Source organism: Streptomyces sp. NPDC007863 (assembly GCF_040633895.1).
GTDB lineage: Bacteria > Actinomycetota > Actinomycetes > Streptomycetales > Streptomycetaceae > Streptomyces.
Genome location: NZ_JBEYEI010000019.1, coordinates 117,966 through 141,501 on the forward strand (window position 1 = coordinate 117,966; position 23,536 = coordinate 141,501).

The 23,536-nt window shown below is 73.7% G+C and carries 13 protein-coding genes; 4 read left to right on the top strand and 9 right to left on the bottom strand.

The window, feature by feature from the left end; genetic code table 11:
* Positions 1-43: 43 nt before the first annotated feature.
* Positions 44-598, bottom strand: a complete 555-nt coding sequence (locus tag ABZ621_RS27780; protein ID WP_360609157.1) for an XRE family transcriptional regulator — start codon at positions 596-598, stop codon at positions 44-46.
* Positions 599-790: 192 nt separating this feature from the next.
* Here ABZ621_RS27780 and ABZ621_RS27785 point away from each other — a divergent pair, with 192 nt between their 5' ends.
* Both ABZ621_RS27785 and ABZ621_RS27790 read left to right on the top strand, forming a co-directional pair.
* Complete coding sequence (locus tag ABZ621_RS27785) at positions 791-1,915, top strand: aryl-sulfate sulfotransferase (protein ID WP_360609158.1); 1,125 nt, start codon at positions 791-793, stop codon at positions 1,913-1,915.
* On the top strand, positions 1,912-3,276 hold the full coding sequence (locus tag ABZ621_RS27790; protein WP_360609159.1) for a solute carrier family 23 protein: 1,365 nt from the start codon (positions 1,912-1,914) through the stop codon (positions 3,274-3,276). The genes ABZ621_RS27785 and ABZ621_RS27790 overlap by 4 nt, the downstream gene beginning before the upstream one ends.
* Positions 3,277-3,294: 18 nt before the next feature.
* Here the strand turns inward: ABZ621_RS27790 and ABZ621_RS27795 are convergent, their stop codons facing one another.
* From ABZ621_RS27795 to ABZ621_RS27830, 8 genes are all read right to left on the bottom strand, one after another.
* Positions 3,295-4,596, bottom strand: coding sequence for an ATP-grasp domain-containing protein (locus ABZ621_RS27795; RefSeq protein ID WP_360609160.1), 1,302 nt, complete (start codon positions 4,594-4,596; stop codon positions 3,295-3,297).
* Positions 4,597-4,629: 33 nt separating this feature from the next.
* The gene (locus tag ABZ621_RS27800) at positions 4,630-5,412 is read right to left on the bottom strand and encodes an SDR family oxidoreductase (protein WP_360609161.1); all 783 of its coding nucleotides are present in this window, start codon (positions 5,410-5,412) and stop codon (positions 4,630-4,632) included.
* Positions 5,409-6,863: a condensation domain-containing protein gene (locus tag ABZ621_RS27805; protein WP_360609162.1), complete on the bottom strand. Its 1,455-nt coding sequence runs from the start codon at positions 6,861-6,863 to the stop codon at positions 5,409-5,411. Before ABZ621_RS27805 ends, ABZ621_RS27800 begins: the two co-directional genes overlap by 4 nt.
* On the bottom strand, positions 6,860-12,331 hold the full coding sequence (locus ABZ621_RS27810) for an SDR family oxidoreductase (RefSeq protein ID WP_360609163.1): 5,472 nt from the start codon (positions 12,329-12,331) through the stop codon (positions 6,860-6,862). Before ABZ621_RS27810 ends, ABZ621_RS27805 begins: the two co-directional genes overlap by 4 nt.
* On the bottom strand, positions 12,321-17,534 hold the full coding sequence (locus tag ABZ621_RS27815) for an amino acid adenylation domain-containing protein (protein WP_360609164.1): 5,214 nt from the start codon (positions 17,532-17,534) through the stop codon (positions 12,321-12,323). Before ABZ621_RS27815 ends, ABZ621_RS27810 begins: the two co-directional genes overlap by 11 nt.
* Positions 17,535-17,627: 93 nt before the next feature.
* Entirely contained in the window at positions 17,628-18,413 is a 786-nt protein-coding gene (locus ABZ621_RS27820) for an ABC transporter permease (protein ID WP_360609165.1), read from the bottom strand.
* The gene (locus ABZ621_RS27825; RefSeq protein WP_360609166.1) at positions 18,400-19,224 is read right to left on the bottom strand and encodes an ABC transporter permease; all 825 of its coding nucleotides are present in this window, start codon (positions 19,222-19,224) and stop codon (positions 18,400-18,402) included. Before ABZ621_RS27825 ends, ABZ621_RS27820 begins: the two co-directional genes overlap by 14 nt.
* Positions 19,221-20,195, bottom strand: a complete 975-nt coding sequence (locus ABZ621_RS27830; protein ID WP_360609167.1) for an ABC transporter ATP-binding protein — start codon at positions 20,193-20,195, stop codon at positions 19,221-19,223. The genes ABZ621_RS27825 and ABZ621_RS27830 overlap by 4 nt, the downstream gene beginning before the upstream one ends.
* A 1,043-nt stretch (positions 20,196-21,238) precedes the next feature.
* Here ABZ621_RS27830 and ABZ621_RS27835 point away from each other — a divergent pair.
* Together ABZ621_RS27835 and ABZ621_RS27840 are read left to right on the top strand one after the other, a co-directional pair.
* Entirely contained in the window at positions 21,239-22,285 is a 1,047-nt protein-coding gene (locus tag ABZ621_RS27835) for an NAD(P)-dependent oxidoreductase (RefSeq protein ID WP_360609168.1), read from the top strand.
* Positions 22,282-23,505, top strand: a complete 1,224-nt coding sequence (locus ABZ621_RS27840; protein WP_360609169.1) for a hypothetical protein — start codon at positions 22,282-22,284, stop codon at positions 23,503-23,505. Before ABZ621_RS27835 ends, ABZ621_RS27840 begins: the two co-directional genes overlap by 4 nt.
* Positions 23,506-23,536 lie beyond the last annotated feature (31 nt).

Sequence of the window (23,536 nt, forward strand, 5' to 3'; positions counted from 1 at the left end):
GGCCCGCCCGCGCCTGCCCCGGCAGGCGGGCGGCCGTGCCCCGTCACGGCTCCAGTACCTCCACGTGGTCGCCGATCGCGACCACCAGGACCCGCGAGCCCGGTTCGGTGGAGCGCCAGCGGTGGCGGACGCCGCCGGACAGCAGCAGCGTGTCGCCGCGGGCCAGCCGGTGGATCCGGCCGTCGGCCTCCACCTCGACCGCGCCGTCGGCCACGTACACCAGCTCGTCGTTGCGGTGCCGGAACTCCCGGTCCGCCTCGTGCGCGCCGACGAACTCCAGCGCGTGCAGCTGGTGACGACCGCGCACCACCGGCCGGACGCGCGCCGCGCGGTCGAGGCCGCCCGTGTCGTCGGCACGCACCACGTCGACCGTCCGGGTCTCGTCCGACGCCGCGAGCAGCCGGACCGCCGTGGTGCCGAGCGCGTCCGCGATCCGCTGCAGCGACCGCATGCTGGGGCGCGCCCGGTCGTTCTCGATCTGGCTCAGGAACGGGGAGGAGAGCCCGCTGCGCCCCGCGACGTCGGCGAGCGTGAGACCGAGCGCCCGCCGTCGACGGCGTACGGCGGCGCCCACCCGCGGTGTGTGCGCGGCTTCCATGGCCGGTCCGTCCTTCCGCCGCCCCGTGGCGCCGTTTTCCCTGGTCGACGGCGCCTGACGGCACCTTACGCCGCCGGCGGCAGAAGCCCGAAGACGGTTTCGTACTCCTGACACACGCCCGTCACACCACGTCTCTACCGTCAAAGTCGGTTGTTCCCATCAAAGAAAGTTTGACGCGAGGAGAGACCCGACGTGCCCCCGATCGACCAGAACTCACGCCGCCGGCGCCCCACCGGCCTCATCGCCCTCGACGAGACGGCCGCCTACGACGGCCACACCCTCTACGCGCCCCTCACCGGCGCCGGCGAGGTCTACCTCGTCGACCTCCACGGCCGGACCGTCCACCGCTGGGACCTGCCCTACCGGCCCGGCCGCCACGCCCGGCTGCTCACCGACGGAACCCTCGCCTACAACGGCGTACTCCCGGGCGAGCAGGCCCTCTTCCCGATGTGGCACAAGTACCGGGGCGGCGTGATGCTCCACGCGGCACCCGACGGAACGGTGCTGCGGGAGCACCGCGACCCCCTCCAGCACCACGACGCACACCACCTCGACGACGGCCGCATCCTCTACACCGCCCTGGAACCCCTGGCCGGCGCCGAGGCCGCGGCGATACGGGGCGGAGTACCCGGCTCCGAGGCCGCGGGCGGCATCGTCTGGGCCGACACCATCCAGGAGGTCGGCCCCGACGGCGAACTCCTGTGGTCCTGGCGCGCCGCGGAACACCTCGACCGCGACGCCTTCGCCCTGCACGAGGCGTACGCCCGCGAGCACTGGCCCCTGATCAACAGCGTCACGCCCCTGCGGGACGGCAACGTCCTCGCCAGCCTGCGGAGCGTCTCCGCCGTCGTCGTCATCGGCCGCGACACCGGCGAGATCCTCTGGCGCAGCCGCCCCGGCACGGTCAGCCAGCAGCACGCCCCCAGCCAGCTGGACGACGGCCGGCTTCTGGTCTTCGACAACGGCGTCTTCCGGCCCGGCCACGACGTGCCGTACTCCCGCGTCGTCGAGATCGACCCGGCCGGCGGGGACGTCGTGTGGGAGTACCACGACCCGGCCCGGGAGTTCTTCTTCGCGCCGTTCATGGGCTCCGCGCAGCGCCTGCCGAACGGCAACACGCTCGTCACCGACTCTCCGTCCGGGCGGCTCTTCGAAGTGACGGAGGACGGCTACCTCTGCTGGGAGTACGTCGTCCCGCACTTCGCCGGCTACGGCGAGAGCGAGGTGCGGGGCCTTTTCCCGTCCGAGCCCAACGCCGTCTTCCGCGCCTACCGTTACGCCGCCGCGGACATCCCGTGGCTGGAGGCGACGGCATGACGGCCACCCGGACACCCACGGCCGGCCACGGCCCCGACGCCGTCGACGAACGGGTGCCGCCGCGGCGTCTCGTGCCGCTGTCGGCCCAGCACGTCCTGGCGATGATCGCCGCCCCCGTCTCCACCGTCTTCCTCGTCGCCGGCACCCTGCGGATGGCGCCCGGGGCCACCGCCTCCCTGCTCAGCGCCGTCCTCCTGCTCTGCGGAGCGGGCGCCCTCCTCCAGTCCCTCGGCGTGTGGCGGATCGGCGGACGCCTCCCCTTCGTCATGCTGCCCGGCGGCGCCGCGACCGCGCTCTTCCTCCAGATCGCCCAGGAACACGGCGCGCCGACCGCCACCGGCGCCGTCCTCCTGGCGGCGGCCCTGCTCCTGGCCGTACTGCCCCTGTACGCCCGGGTCGTACGACTCTTCCCGCCGCTCGTCATGGGCGTCACCGTGCTCCTCATCGGGATCGCGATGATCAGGGTCGCCGCCCGGCTCGTCACCGGCCCCGACGGCACGGGCGAGCCGAGCGCGGTGCTGCTCGCCGCGCTCACCGTCGCCGCCACCGTCGCCGCGTACGTCCTCCTGCGCGGCGTCTGGCGCCAGACGTCCGTCCTCATCGGGATGGCGGCGGGCACCGTCGTGGCGGTCACGACCGGGCTCGGGGCGTTCACCCCCGCCGCCGGCAGCGGCTTCGCGCTGCCCGCCCTCCTCCCCTTCGGGACACCGCGGTTCGACCTGGTGGCCGCCCTTCCGCTGCTCGTGTTCAGCCTCACCACACTCGCCGAGATCACCGGGCAGACCGTGCTCAACAGCGAGACCGTCGGCCGTGCTCCCGCGCCGGAACGGGACGTCCCGCGCGTCGCCCGCGCCGACGCCCTGGTCTCCCTGGCCGGCGGACTGTTCGGCACCTCCCTCATGGTCACCAGCGCCGAGAACATCGGCATCGGCCGGCTCACCGGTGTCCGCAGCCGCTTCGTCACCGCCGGAGCCGGGGCGCTCCTGGTCGCCCTCGGCCTCGCGACCCCCGTGACCCGGGCGCTGGCCGGGATACCCGAGGCCGTCGTGGGCGGCTCCGCCCTCGTCGTCTACGCCGTCATCGCGGTGATGGGCGTCGAGATGCTCCGCCGCGCCGAGCTGTCCGGCACGGGAACGGGAAACCTGACGGCCGCGCTCGCGCTCACCGCGGGACTGCTGCCGCTGCTCAGCCCGGACCTGTACGCGGGGCTGCCCGGGTGGGCCCGCACGATCCTGGGCAGCGGCGTCGTCGCCGGCACCCTGACCGCGGTCCTCCTCACCGCACTCCTCGGCCGGCTCGGCCGGGGGAGCCGGCGCACGGAGGACGACCGCGCCGCGAGCGGCGGCGCGGACCACCCGTGAGGCACCGCGCCGCCCCGGTCAGTCGGTCAGCGGAGTGCCGAGGATCTCGACGTGCGGCTCCGCCGCCCTGCTCGCCGCGGCACAGGCGTCAGGGGTGTCGGCCACGGTGATGACGGCGGCGTACCGGCTGCTGACGTGGCCCCGGGGAGGGAGGCGCAAGGCGGCCCCCGGCTCGACCAGCGGCATGATCTCGCGCACCTCCGGCGGCAGCCCCTCCTCGGTCACCTTCAGCGCGTCGAGCAGGAGATCGGTCTCGGGATAGAGGAAGTCGATCCGGGCGGTGAGCTCCCGCACTCCTTCGATGACGGGCGGGGCCCCCTTCGCGAGGGCGACCGCCACCGCGCCGCAGTCGATTCCGGTGGCCATGCCGGCGATGTAGGGAAGGAGTCCGCCGCCCAGGCGGGCGTTCACCTCGATGACCTTGGGGCCCTGGGAGGTGAGCTTGATCTCCGTGTGCGTGATGAGCGTGGAGAGCCCGAGGGCGGTGTGAGCGGCCTGCAGGACGTCCAGGAGCGCGGGGTCCCCAAGGAGCGGGTCGCGGGCACTGACCACGTGTCCGACCTCCTCGAAGTGCGGGGCGAACCCCACCTCCTTCCTCGCGACGAACAGGGGGTGGACCTTGCCCTCGAAGCAGGCGGCGTCGATGCTCACCTCCGGCCCGTCCGCGAAGGACTCGACGAGGACGCCGTCCTCCAGGGCCGGAAGGGCGAAGAGTTCCGCGCCGCGCGTCGCCGCGTAGGCGGCCGGCAGTTCCTCCGCGTCCGCCACGAGCGTGACGCCGATGCTCCCGCCCAGCGCACGCGGTTTGACCACCACGGGATACCCGAGGGAGGCAGCCCGCTCCGCGGCCTCCTCGTACGTGCGGACCGCGTACGAACCCGGCTGTGGGACACCGGCGTCCGCGAACGCCCGCCGCGTGAGGTTCTTGTCCCGGCAGGCCCGGACGGCCTCGACGCCACCGCCGGGCAAGCCGAGCGACGCGGCCACCGCCGCGGCGGTCGGCACCAGGAACTCGTCGTACGACAGCACACCCGCGATGCCGACCCGCCGGTCCAGTTCGGCGGCGGCCTCAAGGGTGGCTTCCACGTCCAGGGCGTCCACCCGCGTCGAGCCGACGAGGTACGGCGCCTCCCAGGTGACCTCCCGGGAGTCGAAGAGCCACACCTCGGACGACCGGGACATGGCGCGCAGGAGGTACTCCCGCCAGCCGCGCGATCCGCTGCCGATCAGGAGGACGGGCGCGTCTCCCGTCCGGCGTCGGGTGGCGTCCTCTGCGCGGAGGGCGTCGGCCGGTCGCTGCTCATGGGTCAAGTCCATCATTCCCGCTCCGTTGTCGCGTGATTCCGTGGGGTGTCAGGAGCTCATCGCGCCGTCGACGACAAGGTCGTGTCCCGCGATGTAGGCGGCCTGTGGTGAGGCGAGCCAGACGACCAGCTCGGCGATCTCCTCCGCGGTCCCCACCTTCCCGGAGGGTCCGGCCGCGGCCATGCGCCGGTGCCTGTCCTCCCGGCTCTCGCCGGGACGCGTCGACCACATCGGGGTGTCGACCGGGCCCGGCGAGATCGCGTTGACGCGCACTCCCCGCGAGACGAACTCCTTGGCCGCGGCCCGGGTCAGGGACAGCACGGCGGCCTTGGAGGCGGAGTAGGCGGCCATCGTCGGAAGGGTCATGTGGGCCGCGTTCGACGCGTTGTTGACGATGACGCCGCCGCCCCGTTCGACCATTTCGCGGAGCTCCCCGCGCATCAGCAGGTAGGTGCCGGTCAGATTGGTGGAGACGACCTCGTCCCACTCGGCGGGCGTCATGGTGGTGAGGGAGCCGACCAGTGACACTCCGGCGTTGTTGAAAGCGATGTCGAGGCCGCCGTAGACGGACACGGTCCGTGCGATCAGCCGGTCCACCTGCTCCTCGGACCGGACGTCGCAGGGGACCGCCGTGACCTCGCCCCCTTCCGCTCCGATGGTTCGCGCGGCGCGGTCCAGCGTCTCCGGGGTGCGGCCGGCCACGACGACGGAAGCGCCCCGCCGGGCGAAGGCCCGGGCCGTGGCCAGCCCGATCCCGGAAGCCCCTCCGGTGACCAGCGCGACCTTCCCCGCGAAGTCCACGGGCGCGTGCCCGTCCGCCACGTGACTCACCGCGCCGCCCTCCAGTCACCGATGATGCCGTGGAACAGTCCGTCCACTCCCGGCCGCAGATCGCCCCGCCGATGCACCGTCAGCGGCACGGCGAGCGGCTCCAACTCGCCCACGGGGGTGGTCAGATCCGCCGTCGCCGCGGCCAGCAGCCCGAAGAAGTCCCGCGCGAGCCGGATCGCGGTGTCCTGGCCCACGAGCCGCGGCCGGTTCTCCAGCTCCAGGGCCAGTTCGCCACGCCGCCACCCCAGTGAGAACGTGATGTCGTACCGCGCGGAGCCGGTCACCAGCTTGTTGGTGGCCAGCGTCGCGTCACCGAGGCTCCGCTTCGGCGCGGGGGTGTTCTGCAGGATGAACATCGTCTGGAAGTAGGGCGTGCGCTCGGGCTCCACGGGCGGTGCCAGCCGGTCGAGGAGCACGCCATAGGGAAGGTCCTGGTTCTCGTGGGCCAGCATCACCTTCCCGTGCGTGTCCCGAATCAGCTGACCCACCGTCACCTCGGGGTCGAACACATAGGGCATGACCATGGTGTTCACGAAGAAGCCCACCACGTCGTCCCACCGCGACGCGGTGCGCCCCGCGAACGGTGTGCCGACGGCCAGCCGGTCGCGGCCGGTCAGCCGCCGGAGCGCCAGCTGATAGACCGCGAGTCCCAGGACGAAGAAGGACGTGCCGCAGGCGCGGGCCGCCGTCCGGGCGTCGCCGACCAACTGCTGCGGCAGCCCGAGCCAGGCCATGTCACCCGCCCACCACGGAGCCTCCGGATCCCGGTCGCCCTCCGGCCAGGGCAGGGCCTCCGGAGGGGAGGCCAGACTCTCCCGCCAGTGGTCGAGCTGGCCCTGATGGACGCCTCGCTCGATCCTCCGGCGCTGCCAGAGCGCGAAGTCCACGTACCGGTCGCGCGGGAGCGGGGGGTGCGCGGAGCCGGCGGACAGCGCCCGGTACTGCGCGTCCAGGTCGTCGAAGAACACCGGAGAGGACCAGCCGTCGAAGGCGATGTGGTGGAAGTTCACCACGACCACCGTCTCCTCCGCGCCCAGGATCACGACATGGGCGCGGGTGGTGGGCTCCGCCGACAGATCGAAGGGCCTGGCGGCCTCCGCGGAACCCACCTCCCGAAGCCGCGCCAGCCGCTCGGCCGGCGGCAGAGGGCGCAGGTCGTGCCGGCGCACCGGCACGGTGTCCGGCGGCAGCAGCCGGGCCAGCAACCCGCCGCCGGACTCCCGGAAGGAGGCGCGCAGCGACTCGTGCCGGGCCACCACGGACCGCAGGGCGCGCTCCAGGAGATCCAGGTCCACGGGGCCGCGCAGGAGCACGGCGATCGGCACGTTGAACGCCGCCGACCGCGGGAAGCGCTGTTGATAGGCCCAGTGGCGCTCCTGGCCCAGGGACGCCCGCCAGGTCGATTCCGAGACGCTCCCCGCGGGGACGCCGGCGAGGGGGGACCGGTTCATGACGTGGTACCTCGCTGCTCCGACGCGGCCTCGATCATCGCGGCCAGCGCCTGGGGAGTGGGGGCGTCGAAGAGGTCGGCGACTCCCATGCGCACGCCGAACCTGTCCTGGAGCCTGGAGACGAACTGGACCGCGGTGAGGGAGTCACCGCCCACGCTGAAGAAGTCGTCGTCGGGCTTGATCTCGGAGAGCCCGAGCGTCTCGGCGAACAGGCGCACCGTCTGGGCCAGCGCGTCGTCCGCCCCCGCCGCCTCCACCGGCGCGACCGCGCCGGTCGCGGGCGTGGCCTCGCGCGCCGCCGGACGCGCCGCCGCCGCCGGGCGCGGGGCGGGAGCGGGCTCCACCGGCTCAGGGGCGGGGCGTAGGGCAGGGCCCCGGTCCGCGGGAGTCCACTCCACGGCGGGTACGACCGCCACCTGGGGCGGCACGGAGTCGGTCAGCAGGCGCATGAGGGTGGTGATGCCCTCGTCCAGGGTGACGCCCGAGGTCAGGCCGATCGCCGGAGCCTCGTCTCGCGCGTCGTCCGACTCCCGGCCCCGCGCCGGATCCGGCACGGCGGTCGGCGCGCCGACGCCCTGGCCGGACCCCGCCTTGATCTTCGTGTAGCCGTCCACGGTGACGACGGCCCGCCCCAGCATGTCGTACAGCTCGGCGTCGACCGTGGAGCGGCCGGACCGCTCGGGCCGGCGCACCATGCGGACCATCAGCTCGCCGGGGACCTCGCCGTACACGACCGCCCTGCGGCAGGTGAAGGGCACGTGGTCACCGGCCGGGAGGTTCAGCGCCAGGGACCGGTCGAGGAGCGCCGGATGGACCGCGTGCACGTGGAGGTCCTCCAGGTGCTCGGCGGCCAGCGCGAGGCGTCCCACCGTGACGTCCGTCTCCCGGAGCGCCTCGCGCACGCAGGCGAAGCGCTCGCCGAAGGAGAAGTCCGTCTCCGCCCCGTCGGGAGCACCGGGCGGGACGGCGGGCCACCCCCTGGCGGCCTCGGCCAGGTCCGCGACCCGCCGGGTGTCGCTCAGCGCGGGGTCGACCGTCACACGGGCGTGCGCGTGCACCGTCTCGCGCGGGGCGGTCCGTGCGCCGTCCTCGGCGGGGTACGAGGAACGCACCGTGGCCCGCCAGCCGTCCGCGCCGGCGGGCACCAGCTCGACGGTCAGCCGGGCCGCGCGCTCCACGTACAGCGGCTCGCTGAGGACCAGGTCCTCGATGACGACGGGGTCGAGATCGTCCGCGCCGGCCGCCTCGCGCACCGCCCGCACGAGCAGGTCGAAGTAGGCGGCCCCGGGCAGCAGCGGCCTGCCCGCCAGACGGTGCTCGTCGACCACCCAGTCGCCGGGGGAGACGACGGTGTCCCAGAGGACGCCGTCCGCCGCCGGTCCGTCCTGGCCCGGCTCGGTGACCGAGGGCGGAGCGGCCATGCCCACGCCGTGCCAGGCCGGCCAGTCGACGCTGACGGTCGGCGGCGCGTCCGGCGGGGAGGTGAGGGCCACCGCGTCCATGAACGCGTTGGCCGCCGCGTAGTCGGCGCTGCCCAGCAGACCGTTGAGCGCGGCCCTGCTGGAGAAGAGCATCAGGAACCGCACGCCCGGTGACCGGGCCGCGAGTTCCCGGAGGACCAGCGTGCCGGTCACCTTGGCCCGCAGCACGTCCTCCATGTCCTCCCGGCGCCGGGAGCGCAGCAGCCCGCCCCCTGCGATGCCCGCCGTGTGCAGGATCCCGTGCACGGCTCCGTACCGGCTCCGCAGGTCGTCGAAGACGCGCCGCACGGCCGCGGCGTCGGAGACGTCGGCGGCGTGCAGCGTGATCTCGGCGCCGGCCGCCTCCATGGCCGCCAGGCGCGGGGCCACCCGCTCGACCGCGTGGGCGTCGTCGGCCTTCCTGCTCAGCAGCGCGAGGCGCGGCGACAGCCCGCTGTGGGCCAGCGCTTCCGCCACGGCGAGACCGATCGCGCCGAAGCCGCCGGTGACCAGGTAGACGCCCCGCTCCTCCAGGAGGGCTCCCACCGGGCCGTCGAACGCGATCTCCGACCGGTCGGGCAGCCACCGGCGGTTGCCGCGCAGCGCCACGACCGTGTCCCGCGTGGCCGGGCCGGCGAGTTCGGCGGCGAGGGTGCCCGCCGTCACTCCGGCGGCGTCGATCAGACGCACCTGTCCCACGCCCGACTCCAGCGCCGCCGAGCGCACCAGGGCGGTGGCGGCGGCCCGCGCGGGGGACAGGGGCTCGGCCCCCGTGACGCCGACCGCGGACCGGGTCACCGCCACGACGGGGAGAGCCCGGCCGTCCGTGCCCCTGCGCGGTGCCGCGGCCTGGAACAGCTCGACGAACGACCACACCGCGTCGTCGAACGCCGTGGGGGCGTCGGACGGCTGCCCGGGCTCGACGGCGGCGTACGCGCGGCCGTGCACCAGCATGCTCACCTCGACCGATCGCGCGGCCAGCCGGTCGAGGAAGGCGGTGAGGTCCTCCGGACGGCCGCGGCGCACGCTTCCCCGGTAGTCGGAAGCCCGGTACGTGTCACCCACGTCCACCGTGACCGTCCGGAACCCCGCGAGCTGGACGGCGGTCGACAGCTGCCGGGCCATGACCGGATCGGCCGGCGTCAGCACCACGGCGGTCCCCCTGCTCCCCGGTGTCGTGCGCGCGGCGGCGGTCACGACGCCGTCCGGGCTCCAGCCGGGCAGTGCGATCACCGGGCCGCCGGGCGGTACCGGTACCGGCGCTGCGGACTCGGGCTCGACGGCCGCCGCCGGCGCGGGGCCGTCGACGACGGGTGCGCGCTCGTCCGTGGCCGTGGCGGGCCGCTGTCCCTGGCCCACGTAGGGGAGCCAGTAGTCCTTGCGCTGGTACGGATAGGCGGGCAGGGCCACGCGGTGCGTGTCCGCCGGACGGGGCAGTCCGTCCCACGCGAGGTCCGTCCCGTGGCACCACACCTCGGCGAGCGCGCCGAGCAGCGTGGGCCAGTCCTCGTCCCGCTCCGCCTCCCCGGTGAAGCGCGGCAGACAGGCGGTGGTGCGGTGCCCGCCCGCGCGCATGGCCGCGCTCCGCCGGATCAGACTGGTCAGGGTCTGTCCCGGACCCACCTCCACCACACACGTGGGGGCCTGCTCGGCCAGGGCGTCCAGGGCGTGCGCGAACAGCACCGGCTCGACCAGCTGCTCGGCCCAGAAGCGGGGCGAGGTGGCGTCGGCCGTGTCGAGCGGACGTCCCGAGGCGGCGGAGATCACCGGAATCCGGGGCGCGCGCAGCGTGAACTCCGCCAGCAGATCGGTGAGTTCGTCCACGGCGGGCGCCATCATCGGCGTGTGGAAGGCATGGGAGGTGGGCAGCGGCCGTGCCTGGATGCCGTGCTCGCCCAGGAGGGTCCGGAATCCGTCGACGGCGTCGGCCGGACCTCCCACGACCACCTGCTGGTGACCGTTGACGGCCGCGACCGCGACGTCCGCGGTGAGCAGCGCGCGCACCGCGTCCTCGGTCGCGGCCACGGCGAGCATCCGGCCGGACGGCATGCTCTGCATGAGTTCACCGCGGCGGGCGATGAACCGGACCGCGTCCGGCAGCGAGAAGACACCGCCCAGCGTGGCCGCGACGACCTCGCCCACGCTGTGCCCGATCAGGGCCGAGGGCTCGACCCCGAACGTGCCGAGCGTCTTGGCCAGGGCGTACTCGACCGAGAACAGCAACGGCTGGGCGTGAACGGTGCGCGCGACGACCTCGGGATCGGACTCCTCCTGCCACACCCGCACCATGTCGATGCCCAGGGCGTCGGAGAACAGGGCCAGGCACTCGCGGATGTGGTGGTCGAAGGCGGGAACCGCGGCGGCGAGCCCGACGGCGGCCCGTGGATGCTGGGAACCCTGGCCCGGGAACGCGAACACGGGAAGGCGGCGGGTGCCGTCCGACCGGGCCGTGAGCGGCGCCGCGGGATCGGCGAGGACCCGTGCGGCCTCGCCCGGCCGCGAGAAGCGCAGCGCCGCGCGGACGGGAAGCGCGCGCCGCCCGGCCTGTGACGTGAACGCGATGTCGGCGGCGGATCCGTCGGGCAGGGTGCCGAGCGTCGCCGCCAGCCGGGCGCGCAGCTCCGCGCCGGCCGTCTCGTCGACCGCGCTCCACACGAGCAGCTCCGCGCGCTCCCCCCGCGGCTCTGCGGGCGCCGGCAGCGGGCCTTCCTCCAGCACCACGTGGGCGTTGGTGCCGCCGAAGCCGAAGGAGCTCACCCCGGCGCGGCGCGGCGCCCCGTCCTGCCGCGGCCAGTCGAGTACGGAGTCGGCGATCCTGAACGGCGTCCTCTCCAGGTGGAGTTGGGGGTTGGGGGTGCGCACGTTGATGGTGGGCGGGATCTTCTCCCGGTGCAGGGCGAGGACCGTCTTGATCACGCCGACGATGCCGGACGCGGGCCCGAGATGGCCCAGGTTCGACTTCACCGAGCCGATCGCGCAGCTGCCGGGCGGGAGTTCGCCCTCGGCGACCGCCCGCATGGCCTCGTCGAGCCCGTGGATCTCGATCGGATCGCCCATCTGCGTGCCCGTGCCGTGCAGTTCGACGTACGACACCGTGGCCGGGTCCACGTCCGCGACCGCGAGCGCCTCCGCGATCGCCCGGCTCTGGCCCTGGGAGCTCGGAGCGGTGAACCCGGGGCGCTCGGCACCGTCGTTGTTGATCGCGGAGCCCTTGATCACCGCGTAGACCGGGTCGCCGTCCTCCAGCGCGTCGGCGAGCCGCTTGAGCACGACCACCCCGCCGCCGCTGCCGAAGACCGTCCCGCTCGCCTCGGAGTCCAGCGGGCGGCAGTGCCCGTCGGCCGAGTCGATGCCACCGCCCACGTGGCGGTAGCCGCGGCCGTACGGGGTCTCGATCTCGACCCCGCCGGCCAGCGCGATGTCACAGTCCCCGAGCCGCAGTGCCTGACACGCCAGGTGGGTGGCGACCAGGGACGTGGAGCAGGCCGTGCGGACCGACAGGCTCGGGCCGCCCAGGCCGAGGCGGTAGGAGGTGTACGTGGCGAGATAGTCGATGTTGTTGGAGACCAGGGCCACCATCTCGCCGACCTGGGCGAGGAGTTCCGGGTCGGCCTTGATGTGGTCGTCCACGTACCGGTCGCTGGCGCAACCGCCGTACACGCCGATCTCCCCGTCGTACAGGGTGGGTTCCACGCCCGCGTGCTGCAGGGCGGTCGAGCACAGTTCGAGGAACAGCCGGTGCTGCGGATTGCGCAGCTCGCTCTCGCGCGGCGAGATGCCGAAGAAGCGGTTGTCGAAGCCCCCCACGTCGTCGAGGAGCGGCCGCGCCCTGATGTAGTGCGGGTCCTTGAGCAGTTCCGGGTCCTCGCCCGCGGCCAGCAGCTGTGCCTCGCTGAGCCGGTGGATGCTGTCCCTGCCCGACAGAAGGTTGTCCCAGAACGCCTCGGCGTCACCGGCGTCGGGCACGCGCACGGACAGGCCGATGATCGCGATGGCCTCACTGCTCATGGTTCGGTGTCCTCTTCATGCGGTGGGGCGTGGCGGCCGTCTCGTCCACGGAAGCCCGGCCGGATCTGGGCAGTGCCCGGCGTGCGGCCCGGCGTGCGGCCCGCTCGGCGGCGGCCGATGCGGCCGACGCCGCGGACGCGGGGCGACGGGGCGACGGGGCGACTGCGGGGGAGGGGGGCCCTGAGCCGAGATGCGCGGCCAGGGACCGGGGGGTGGGGAAGCGGAACACGTCGGCCAGCGTGAGACCGAGGCCGTCCGCCGTGGTCAGGGTGTGGAACAGGCGGAACAACGTCATCGAGACCATTCCGGCGTCGAAGAAGACCGTGTCGGCGGTCAGGAGTTCGCCGTCGGGGCACAGGGCGCGCGCCCTGTCGACGATCAGCCGGGTCAGCTCCTCCGCCGGCAGCGAGGCCGTTTCCGTGGACCGGTCGGCGCGCTGTTCGGCGGCCTGCCGCAGCAGCGCGGCGATGTCCGCCTTGCCGTTGGGGGTCAACGGGAGCCCGGGCACGCGGATCCAGCGCGACGGCTGCTGCCACCGGGGTACGAGACGGGCGAGGGCGGCGCCGAGTTCGTCGTCCGTCCCCAGCCCCTCTCCCACGACCCAGGCGATCAGGCTGTCGGGTCGTGCGGGGTCGGTGGCCACGGCGCAGCGCCGTACGCCGCGCAGCCGGCCGATCGCCCCCTCCACCTCGTCGAGCTCGATCCGGTAGCCACCGAGCGAGATCTGACGGTCCGTCCGGCCCAGGAGGGTCACCACGCCGTGGCGGTCCCGGCGCGCCAGGTCCCCGGTGGCATACCGCCTGACGCCGTCGGCGACGGGCGCGGGCCGGGCGAGCCGGCCGGGATCGCCCGCGTACCCCAGGGCGAGTCCGCGTCCGGTCACGACGACCTCGCCCACCTCGCCGGTGAGCGCCGTGCGCCCCGCGGGGGAGACGACGTCCAGCCGCCGGTGCGGCACGCCGCGTCCGATCGGCACGCTTCCGCGTGCCCCGGCCGTCGCCGCCCGGGCGGGCCGGGACCACCGGTGGAGACTGCTGGCCTGCGGGGTCTCCGTGCTTCCGTACAGGTTGAAGAGGGCGGCGCCGGGCGCCAGGGCGGACGTCCTCTCGGCGCAGGCGTCATGGAGCGGCTCGCCGTGGAAGACCACGGAGCGCAGGGCGGGCAGGGCGCGCTCGCCCGCGACGGCCGCGAGAATCGTCGCCTGAGAGGGCGTCAGGTGCAGGACGGTGGTCCCCGAGTGCTCCAGCAGGTCCAGCAGCTCCTCCGGCCGCTCGGCCTGACCGGGCCCCGGGATGTGGACGCTCGCCCCGAGCGTCAGGGGCAGCAGCAGGGACCGCAGGACGGGATCGTGGGCCGGCGGTGTGCTGAGGCAGAACACGTCGTCGTCGCCGAGCCCCAGTTCGCGGCCGTACCAGTCCAGTGCCTCGGGAAGGGCGTCGGCCGGCAGGACGACCACCGCGGGCCGCCCCGAGGTGCCCGAGGTGACCAGCAGGTGCCCGGGCGAGTCCGGCGCGAACTCCTCCTGTACGAGGGAGGGTTCGCCGCCTGCCACCGCGGGTCCGTCGACCTGCTCGCAGTCGAACCCGGGCACGGCGGAGGCGTCCGTGGTGAGCACCAGCGAGACGTCCGCCGTCGAGAGCACCTGCTCGCGCCACGCGGCGGGAGCCTCCGCGTCGACCAGGAGCACCGGTCGCCCGGCGTGCCAGCTCCCCAGGACCGCCGCCGGCAGCCCGGCGTCGCGCCGGGCCAGCACGGCGACCGGCCGCCCGGGCTCGGTACGCGTACGCACCAGAGCACCGACCCGGCGCACCCGGGACGCGAGCGCGCCGTAGCTGACCGTACGGCCGCCGCTCACCAGGGCCGGCCGCAGCGGGGTGCGCTCCGCCCGGCTCAGCACGGCGCGCACCAGGTCGGCGCACGTCCGCCTGACGGGGGACGCTTCGAGCGGCAGCGGAGGCTCGGAGGCGGACGCGGGGCCCGATGGCGCCGGGGCCGGCGGGGACAGCACCGCGTCCCGGCATCCCGCCAGGAAGTCGTGTGCCGTCTCGGCGTCCCAGAAGTCCTCGGCGTAGGCGAGGCGCAGACGGTAGCCCCCGTCGGGCCGGCGGGAGAGGTACAGCCCCAGATCGAACAGGGACCAGCGGGTCTCCGGCTCCTCGGGAACGGCGGCAAGGCCCGCGAAGCCGGTGGGAGGCGTGGCCTGCGTCAGGTCGTTGAACCAGACCTGGAACAGCGGATGGGTGTCCGGAGACCGGTCCACGGCCACCCGCGCGACGATCTCCTCGAACGTCGGCGCCATGTGCTCGGACGCGGTGACGACGGCCTCGGCCACCGAGGGCAGCACGTCCCGGGTGTCCGCCCCGGCGGGGACGTCGAGGCGGACGGGGACCGTCCGCATGAAGAAGCCGACCGCCTCGTGCTGCTCGTCCGTCTCCCGCCCGGACATCGGGACACCCACGAGCACACTGGCCTGGGCGCTCCAGGCGGCGAGGACCCGCGCGTACGCGCTCAGGAACAGCGTGGCGACGGTGACGCGTTCGTCGCGGCACACCCGGTCCAGGTCCAGGCTCGTCCGCCGGTCCAGGTCGACGACGGCCTCGGCTCCGCGGTGACCGGGCAGGCCGGGGCGCGGCTTGCGGTGCGGAAGATCCAGCCGCTGGGGTGCGCCGGTCAGCCGCTCGCTCCAGAACGCCAGGTCGTCGGCCTTCCGAGCGGCCGCCCCGTCGTGCTCGGCCGGCCCGTCGTCCTCCGCCGCCCCGTCGTCCTCGGCCGGCTCCACGGCGAGTGCGTCCCGGAACTGCACGACCGGCGGCAGGTCCGCGACGGCGCCGGCGACCCTGGCCGCGTACAGGGCGGCGAGATCCCGCTGGAGGAGGTCCAAGGAGCGCTGGTCGGAGAAGAGGTGGTCGACGGAGAGCACGAGCCGTGAGGTCGGCGGCCCCGAGCCGTCGCCGTCGACGTGCAGCAGCCCGACGGCCAGGCGAGGCAGCCGGTCGGCGGGGAACGGGATCCCCGCGACTTCGTCGACGAACGCCCGCACCGCGGCGGGGTCGTCCCTCTCGATCGCCCGTTCCGTGAACGACGGCGGACCCGGTGGCGGCAGCACGCGCTGCGACAGGGCACCCGAGGGGGACCGTTCGACGACGGTGCGCAGCGATTCGTGCCGGGCGACCAGATCGGCACAGGCCTCCCGCAGGGCCACGGGGTCGATCCGTCCCGCCACGTGGAGCACACCCACCACGTTGTAGGCGGGGGAGCGCGGATGGACCTGCTGCCACAGCCACAGGCGCTGCTGCTCGGGCGAGACCGGCAGGGTGTCGCCGGACGCCCGGACCGCGCGCCTCGGGGACCGCGGTGAGGGCGTCTCGGGGATCCGGGCGCGCAGCCCCTCCAGCGACACGTTGTCGCGCAGGAACACCGACAGCGGGAGCCGGACTGCCCACCGGCCCAGGATCCGGCCGGCGAGCCGGGCCGCGGCCAGGCTGTGCCCTCCGGCATCGAGGAACCCCGCCGCCTCGTCTCCGCCGGCGCCGCCGACCGCCTCCCGCCAGAACCCGGCGAGTTCGTCGGCCGCCGTCTCCGGAACAGGTCCGGCCAGGCCGGCCAGCCGCTCCTGGGCACGCGCTTTCAGGGCCCGTTGGTCCTGCTTGCCGCTGCTGGTGAGGGGAAGGGACTCGGCGCCGAGGACCAGGGTGGGTACGAACGCCTCGGGCAGCGCCCGGGCCGCGCGCTCGCGCACCGCGCGGGAGTACTCCTCGTCCACGGTGGTTCCCGGTGCCGGCACGATGAACGCGCACACGACCAGGGCGCCGTCCGGGCCGGGTGCGGCGACCACGGCGGCGTCGCGGACCGTGTCGAGGTCCCGCAGCACGTCCTCCGTCTCGCGCAGCTCGACGCGCCGGCCGCGGATCTTCACCTGGTGGTCCCTGCGCCCCAGGTACTCCAGGGCGTCGCCGTGGCGGCGTACCAGGTCTCCGGTCAGATAGAGCCGGGGCACGGGGCACCAGTCCGGGGCGTCGACGAAGGACGCGTCGGTCAGGTCGGGCCGGTGCAGGTAGCCGAGCGCGAGCGGCAGCCCGCCGATCGCGAGCTGACCGACGTCCCCCTCGGCCACCGGTCGCATCTCGTCGTCGAGGACGACGAGCGTGCAGTTGTCGATCGGACCGCCGATCAGGACCGTCTCCAGGTCGTCGGCCTGCCGGGGGCACTCCCAGGCCGTGACGTCGATCGCCGCCTCGGTCGGTCCGTAGAGGTTGTGCAGACCGGCGTCGAGGACCGACCGGAAGCGGCGCACCAGACCGGGGCTCAGCGCCTCTCCGCTGCACATCACCGCGCGCAGCGAGTCGCACCGCTCCGCTCCCGGCCAGCGGAGGAACTCCTCCAGCATGGACGGGACGAAGTGGCAGACCGTCACCTGGTGCCGGCGGATGCAGTCGACGACCTCACCGGGGTCGCGGTGGGCCTCCGGGGCCATGAGCACCTCGGTGGCTCCGGAGACGAGCGGACCGAAGAACTCCCACCCCGAGACGTCGAAGGTGGCGGGGGTCTTCTGCAGAACGCGGTCGCTCGGCGCGAACTCGTACGTCTCGCGCATCCACACCAGCCGGTTGCAGAGCGCCAGCGAGGGGACGACGACGCCCTTCGGCTCTCCGGTCGACCCCGAGGTGTACAGCACATAGGCCGGGTGGTCGTCGGCGACCCGGCGCAGGGGCAGCCGGCGTTCCGGTGGTACGGCGCCGGGTGGGGAGGCCGGGGTGTCCACCCGCAGCACGCGCGCGCCGGCGTCCTGCCACGGTCCGGGCTCGTCCGCGCCCTGCCCGGCGACCAGCACGATGCCGGCCCGGGAACTGCCCAGGATGCGGGCCCGCCGCTCCTCGGGGTCCTCGGGGGCCAGCGGAAGGTAGGGCATCCCGGCCTTCAGCGCGCCGAGCAGCGCGAAGATCAGGTGCCGGCCGCGGGGCACGCACACGGCGACGACGTCACCGGGGCGGCCGCCGGCCTCGACGAGGCGCCGGGCAACCGTGTCGGACGCCGTCTCCAGCTCCGCGTAGGTGACGGCACCCTCGCCGTCGACGAGCGCGACGGCCTCCGGCCGGGCGGTGGAGACGTCCCGGATCAGTCCGGGTACGCCCCAGGGCGCGGGGCATTCCCGGTCGGGGCCGCGGAGGATCGCGCCCCGTGCGGCGGACGTCGAGCCGGCCATCACAGTCCTTTCGGTGAGGTCATGCGGCAGTGCGGAGCGACGAGCTCGGGAAGGGCGGTACGAGGCGGGCCGTACGGCCGCCGGAGCGGGGCCTCAACCGCCATCGCTCGCCAGCCTTCTCGCCTTGCTGTCATTGCGCTTCAGCAGCATCAGGCCGACGACGAGCCAGCCGCCGGCGACCAGCAGCTCCAGCAGCGCGCTCACCGCCCAGTCCCGGCCGTCGGCGAAGGCGCGCAGCGCGTCCGCGCCATGCGTCACGGGCAGCACCTCCGACACCCACCGCAGGGGCCACGGCAACCGGCTGAGCGGCGCGATGACGCCGGCCATGACCAGCAGCACGTACACCGCGAGGTTGGTGAGCACGGCCGACGCCGGATGCAGGGCGGCCACGGCGGTGACCGCGAGTCCGAACGCGGTGGTGCTCAGTGCCGTGACGACCAGGATCGGCGTGCCCTGGAGCAGCGACGCCATGAGGCTCCACTCTCCGAAGAAGGCGCACACGCCGACGATCGCCACCACCGCGGAGGCCACCGCCTCCACGAAGTAGATCCAGCACCGGGTCAGCTGGACGAGAGCCAGCCCCGGACGGCTCATCCGGACGCGGTACAGGGTCCCCTCGGCCAGATCGTCGGTCAGGGCGTCGGCCGCCTTGACCACGGTGGCCAGCGACACGATGTAGGCGCAGGCGCCGACGAGGGCGAACCGCCGCCCTTCGAGGCCGCCGGTCACATAGCCCAGGTAGGCGAGGAACAGCGGCTGCAGCACCACGCGCGGCACGCTGGACGTCAGGAGCGTCCTGACCGGGTACACGGCGAAGTAGTCCCGCCGGGCGGCTCGCGCCACCACCGGGAGCCCCGCGAAGCGCTCACGAGAGGGCAAGGGTGCCTCGCTCTCGCGCCCGCAGCAGAACGGTCCTGAAGGACCACCGGGCCAGCAGCGCGTACCCGGCCGTGGTGGCGCACAGCAGCCCCCACGCGGCCATGCTCTGGGACCGGCCCGTCGCGGCCGCGGTCAGCAGCTCGGTCGCCCAGCGCAGCGAGACGACGTCCGGCACGTGGCGCAGCCAGACGGGCAGCATGTCCACCGGGACGATCATTCCGCCGAGCAGGGACATCGGGTAGACGAGGGCTTCGGCGATCCGCATCGCGGCCGGCGTCAGCAGGAAGAGACAGCTGAGCAGCATGCCGAGCACCAGCGCCGAGCCGAACGTGGCGACGGCGGCCAGGACGAAGGCGACGGGACGCGCGATCCGCAGGGGGGTGCCCACCAGCAGGCCGACGGTCCCGATGGTCACGACGATCAGCAGGGCGCACCGGACGGCGGTGCCGATGGTCTTGCCGGCGAGCACCGTGCCCAGGCCGGTCGGCCGGGTGAGGATGCCGGGCAGCGTTCCGTGCCGCAGCTCCTCGCGCAGGATCAGGCCGGTCTGCCAGATCGCACAGCTCCACAGGGCCAGCACGCCGCAGCCCAGCTGGATCTCTTCGGCGCTGAGCAGGGAGTCCGGGGTACGGGCGAGCAGCGTGGCGACGCAGAGGGTTGCCGGGACGACGCATCCGGGGATGACGGCGCTCAGGATGTGCTGCTGCCTGAGCTGGAAGCGCATGCTGTGCCCGAGGGCCGAGAGCCACGCGCGGAATCCGCCTCCGGCCGGGCCGGTGGGCGCCGCGCGCCGTTGCGTGAGGCCGGTCATCGGGGCTCTCCCGCGGTGGCCCCGGCGAGACGGCCGAACACCTGCTCCAGTCCGACGGGCTGTACGCGGACGTCCTTGACGGCGCCCGGCGGCCACCACTCGGCCAGGGCCCGGAGGGATCCCGCGGTCCATGCGGCGACTTCGAACTCCGTGCGCCACACGCCGTCCTCGGGCGCGTACGTGGCGGCCAGCACGCGGATGCCCGACACCTGCGCCGTTCCCGCGGCGATGGGACAGGGCTCGCTGGACAGCACCGTCACGACGGTTCCGCCCCCGTTCTGCTCCACGAGGTCGTTGAGGGGAAGATCGTGGGTCACCCGCCCGTCCCGCAGCATGACGACACGGGAGGCGAGCCGCTCGATGTCCTGCAGGTTGTGGCTCGTGAGCAGCACGCCGATGCCTTCGCCCGGCAGTTTCGCCACGGCCGAGCGGAGCCGTTCGGTCTCCAGCGGGTCGACGCCCACGGTCGGTTCGTCCAGCATGACCAGGCTCGGCCTGGCCATGAGTCCCACCGCGAGGTGCAGCCGCTGCTTCATGCCCTTGCTGAAGGTGTTCACCGGCCGGCCGGCCACGTCGAGCAGCCCCACCGAAGTCAGCGCGCTCCGCGCGGACTTCTCCAGGTCCCTGGAGGGCACGCCGCCGAGGGACCCGAACAGCAGGGCGTTGTCGAGCGCGGACAGTCTCGGATAGAGGCCGCGGTCCCCGCCGAAGACCACCGACAGATGCCTGCGGGCTTCGCGCGGATCGGCCTCCACGTCGACGCCGTCCACCAGGACCCGGCCACGCGTGGGCGTCAGCAGGGTGGCGATGATGCGGAGCAGGGTCGTCTTGCCGGCTCCGTTGATCCCCAGCAGGCCGACGACCTCACCGGGGCCGACGCGGAAGGACACCTCCGACAGGGCGGTGACGACGTGCTTCTTGTCGGCGTAGTCGCGGCCGACTCCGTCGACGAGGAGGGCGGGATGGGTCACGGTGCGACCTCCGGCCGGGGCTCGCCGCCGCCGTCGGACGTACGCCCATTCGGCGTGGCGACTTTCGTCGCGGAGGTTCCTGTGCCGGGATGGAGTGGGCAGAGCCTCCGGCGCCGCGCGTATTCGATGGGCGGGTGCAGGACGAGCACGGAGGAATCGAGCGCGCGGTCCTTGCGTGGATCGGCGAATCGGCCGGACTTTATATCCGCGGTGTCGCCGAATTCGTGTGCCGGCAGAGCGCCGGTGAGTTTTCGCGAGTGCCTCGCGGTGAAGGTGGTCGAGGGGTGCCGGAGCGTTTCGCTCCGCGCTCTCGGATATGCCCCTGGAGCTGCCGGAAAGGTGCGGTATTCGTGCGCGACGGCGGTTCGTCGTTTACCTGGGGCGACTGTGGTGCCGTGTTCCCGCAGTGTCTTTGCTGTGGTCGTGACCGCAAAGGGCGGCACATGCCCGAGTTGTCCGCGGCCCGCCGCACCTTCGTGGACGAACCGTACGGGTGCGCCCACGGCGTTCGCTAACAGGCGTTTGCAGACTTCTAACTCGTTCGGCACGACGTCGTAGCCCCTTCTGCTCGCGAGGGAAAACACAAAGGGGGGTGTGAGATCTCATTCAGGGTTCGCTGCGAGATTTCGTGCTCCACGACAGGGGAACCCTCCCCAAGTGCCGTATCAGTTAAGCAAATCCGCATGATCTTGCGCAGTGATCCATGCCACACGGCGCTTCCGTTGCCTCGGGAGGAAAGTGGCTCCACACTGCGAGTGGCCGCCTGGGGCGATTCGCCGGCCGGCGTGCCCGAATGTCCAGGTTTGTGAGATCTCTGCTGTGTTCCGCGTGCTCTTCTCGCGGTCGCGAGATCCCCTCCTCGGGGACCGGAAATACGCACGACGCGTCCGGTGCTCGGGTGGATCAATTTGCTTGCCTCCGGCCAGAGCGGGTGTTTTACTGCTCCCGGTGTTTTCCGGAGAGAAAAGTCGGAGGATGCGCCGATCGGGCGCTCTGGTACTGGTTTAGGGGGAATCATCAACGTCGACCACTTACCGACGTCCTTGGCCGACCTCCCCGCCCCCGCTCCTCGGCCGGCGCTGCACGAGGCCCTTTCCGACGAGTTACGGCGCCTGACCCTGCCCACCCTCGGGCGGCTGTTCGGCGCGTCGTTCCGGCACCGCTCCTGGCGAAACGCCCCGCAGGACGGCGCCATCCTGCTGATGGCCCCCCATGAACTCTCCGCGGCCCGGCGGAACACGATCCTGACCGCCGCGAACTGGTCCTGGGTGCACCTGACTTCGGCCGGCAGCGACTTCATCGACCTCGACGCGTGGCCGACGACCACGCTCCTCACCCGCAGTTGGCGGTGTTACGCGGCACCGCTCGCCGAATACTCCCTGCACGCGGTGCTGAGCCACGAGTGGCGCGGGGGAGCCCCCTGGGGCGAACGGGACACCCGGGCCACACCGGCTCCCGACGCCCCGCCCGTCCCGGCCGGCGGAAGCACCGGCGGAGGCGCCGGCCTGTGGGGCGCCAGGGTCGGCGTCGCGGGCTGGGGCGCCGTGGGACGGCGCCTGGCGCACACCTTCGCCGCGTTGGGGGCGGACGTGACCGTCCTGCGCCGCCGACCGGACGACGTGACCCGCGAGCGCATCGCGCAGACCACCGACCTCGACAGGGTGCTGGACGTCGACCACCTGGTCGTGGCACTGCCGCTGACCGGCGACACCGTCCGCCTCTTCGACCGGCGCGCCCTCTCCCGGGCCCGCCCCGGTCTCCACCTCGTCAACATCTCCCGCGCGGACATCCTCGACCAGGACGCGCTCACCGAACTCTGCGCCGCGGAAAGGATGTTCGCGACGCTCGACGTCACGGACCCGGAGCCGCTGCCCGAGGACCATCCGCTGCGCCACCTCCCCACCGTCCGGCTCTCGCCCCATGTGGCCTGGCGCAGCCGCGGCAGCGACAGCGCCTTCATCGACGACTTCGCGGCGATCTGGCAGGCGCTGCGGGATCCCGGAAGCACCGTGCCAGGGGCCGTCGCGCCCACCGAAGACATCCGCGCACGCGCCGCAGTCAGCGGCGCATCCACGAGGGGCAAGGCATGACAGGCATCGACTCCCCCCTGCCGGCGGCACCGGCCCCCGCACGTCCCCTCGCGGTGATCCTGCACTCGCGCCAGCCGCTCACCACCGACGTCGCGACCGTCTTTCCGGCGGACGAGTGGGACACGATGGTCCTCACCGACGCCGAGGACGACGCGGTGCTGCGCGAGGACGCCCCGGGCCCGGCCCCGAGAGTGCGCCGGGCCCCGCGCACCGCGTGGGCCGAGGCGATCAGGGACGGCGCCGGCACGCGCCCGGTGGAGATCGTCACCAACGACGAGTACTGCCTCATCTCCTGCGCGGAGCTGCGCCGGGAGTTCGGACTGGCCGCCCGGCACCCGGCCCGCCCCGAGCACTACATCGACAAGGTCCTCATGAAGGCGCGCCTTCACGCGGCCGGGGTCCGCGTACCGGGGTTCCTGCCCCTCCCCGACGGAGAGCCCGGCGCCGCGTACGAGGCGATCGTCGCCCGTCTGGGCCTGCCCGTCGTGGCCAAGCCGCGCAGGGAGGCGAACTCCAGGGGCGTGAGCATCCTGCGGACCGAGGCGGAGCTCCGCGGCTGGCTGACACAGCACTGGGGGGAGCCCGGCTGGCAGGTCGAGGAGTACCTCGACGGAACCTTCCACCATGTGAACAGCGTGGTGACCGGGGGCACGACGACCCCGGTCCAGACAGGCAGCTACCTCGGGCCGCTGCTCGACCTGCCCTCCGGCCGCCGCCTGGGAGGCTGGACCGTCCCCCACGACAGCACGCTGGCCCGGCGCGCCCAGGAGCTCAACAATGCCGTGGTCGCCGCGCTCGGCGGCGAAGGCGCGTTCGTGGTGCACACCGAGTTCGCCGTCGACGCCAAGGACGAACTGGTGGTCGTCGAGGTCGCCGCCCGGGCCCCGGGCGCCCTCGTGTCCGAGCTCGCCCGGCTGCACGCCGGCGTGAACCTCGAAGAGGTCAACCTCGCCCTCCAGGCCGGTCTGCCGGTGCCGGAACCGGAGCCCACGGGCGTGCAGGCCGCGTGGGTGTGGGTGCCCGTCATGCCGGGGGAGCGCTACCGCGGCACACCGCCGATGCGCGGCGAGCGGCTCGTCCACGTCAGGAAGGCCGCCCAGGAGATCCACACGGGGACGTCGGGCGCACTCGGGGTCTCGGCCCTGCTGTGGAGCACCGACCCCGCCGCCCTCGCGGCCGACGTCGACATCGCGGCCACCGCCGCGTGGTGTGGTGCCTGAGCGTGACGAGGACATCGACGGCACCGACAGC

Coding starts and splice junctions, on each gene's coding strand:
- ABZ621_RS27840 (WP_360609169.1), top strand. CDS start 22,282: ATGACAGGCATCGACTCCCCCCTGCCGGCGGCACCGGCCCCCGCACGT.
- ABZ621_RS27810 (WP_360609163.1), bottom strand. CDS start 12,331: ATGAGCAGTGAGGCCATCGCGATCATCGGCCTGTCCGTGCGCGTGCCC.
- ABZ621_RS27825 (WP_360609166.1), bottom strand. CDS start 19,224: ATGACCGGCCTCACGCAACGGCGCGCGGCGCCCACCGGCCCGGCCGGA.
- ABZ621_RS27780 (WP_360609157.1), bottom strand. CDS start 598: ATGGAAGCCGCGCACACACCGCGGGTGGGCGCCGCCGTACGCCGTCGA.
- ABZ621_RS27790 (WP_360609159.1), top strand. CDS start 1,912: ATGACGGCCACCCGGACACCCACGGCCGGCCACGGCCCCGACGCCGTC.
- ABZ621_RS27815 (WP_360609164.1), bottom strand. CDS start 17,534: ATGGCCGGCTCGACGTCCGCCGCACGGGGCGCGATCCTCCGCGGCCCC.
- ABZ621_RS27805 (WP_360609162.1), bottom strand. CDS start 6,863: ATGAACCGGTCCCCCCTCGCCGGCGTCCCCGCGGGGAGCGTCTCGGAA.
- ABZ621_RS27795 (WP_360609160.1), bottom strand. CDS start 4,596: ATGATGGACTTGACCCATGAGCAGCGACCGGCCGACGCCCTCCGCGCA.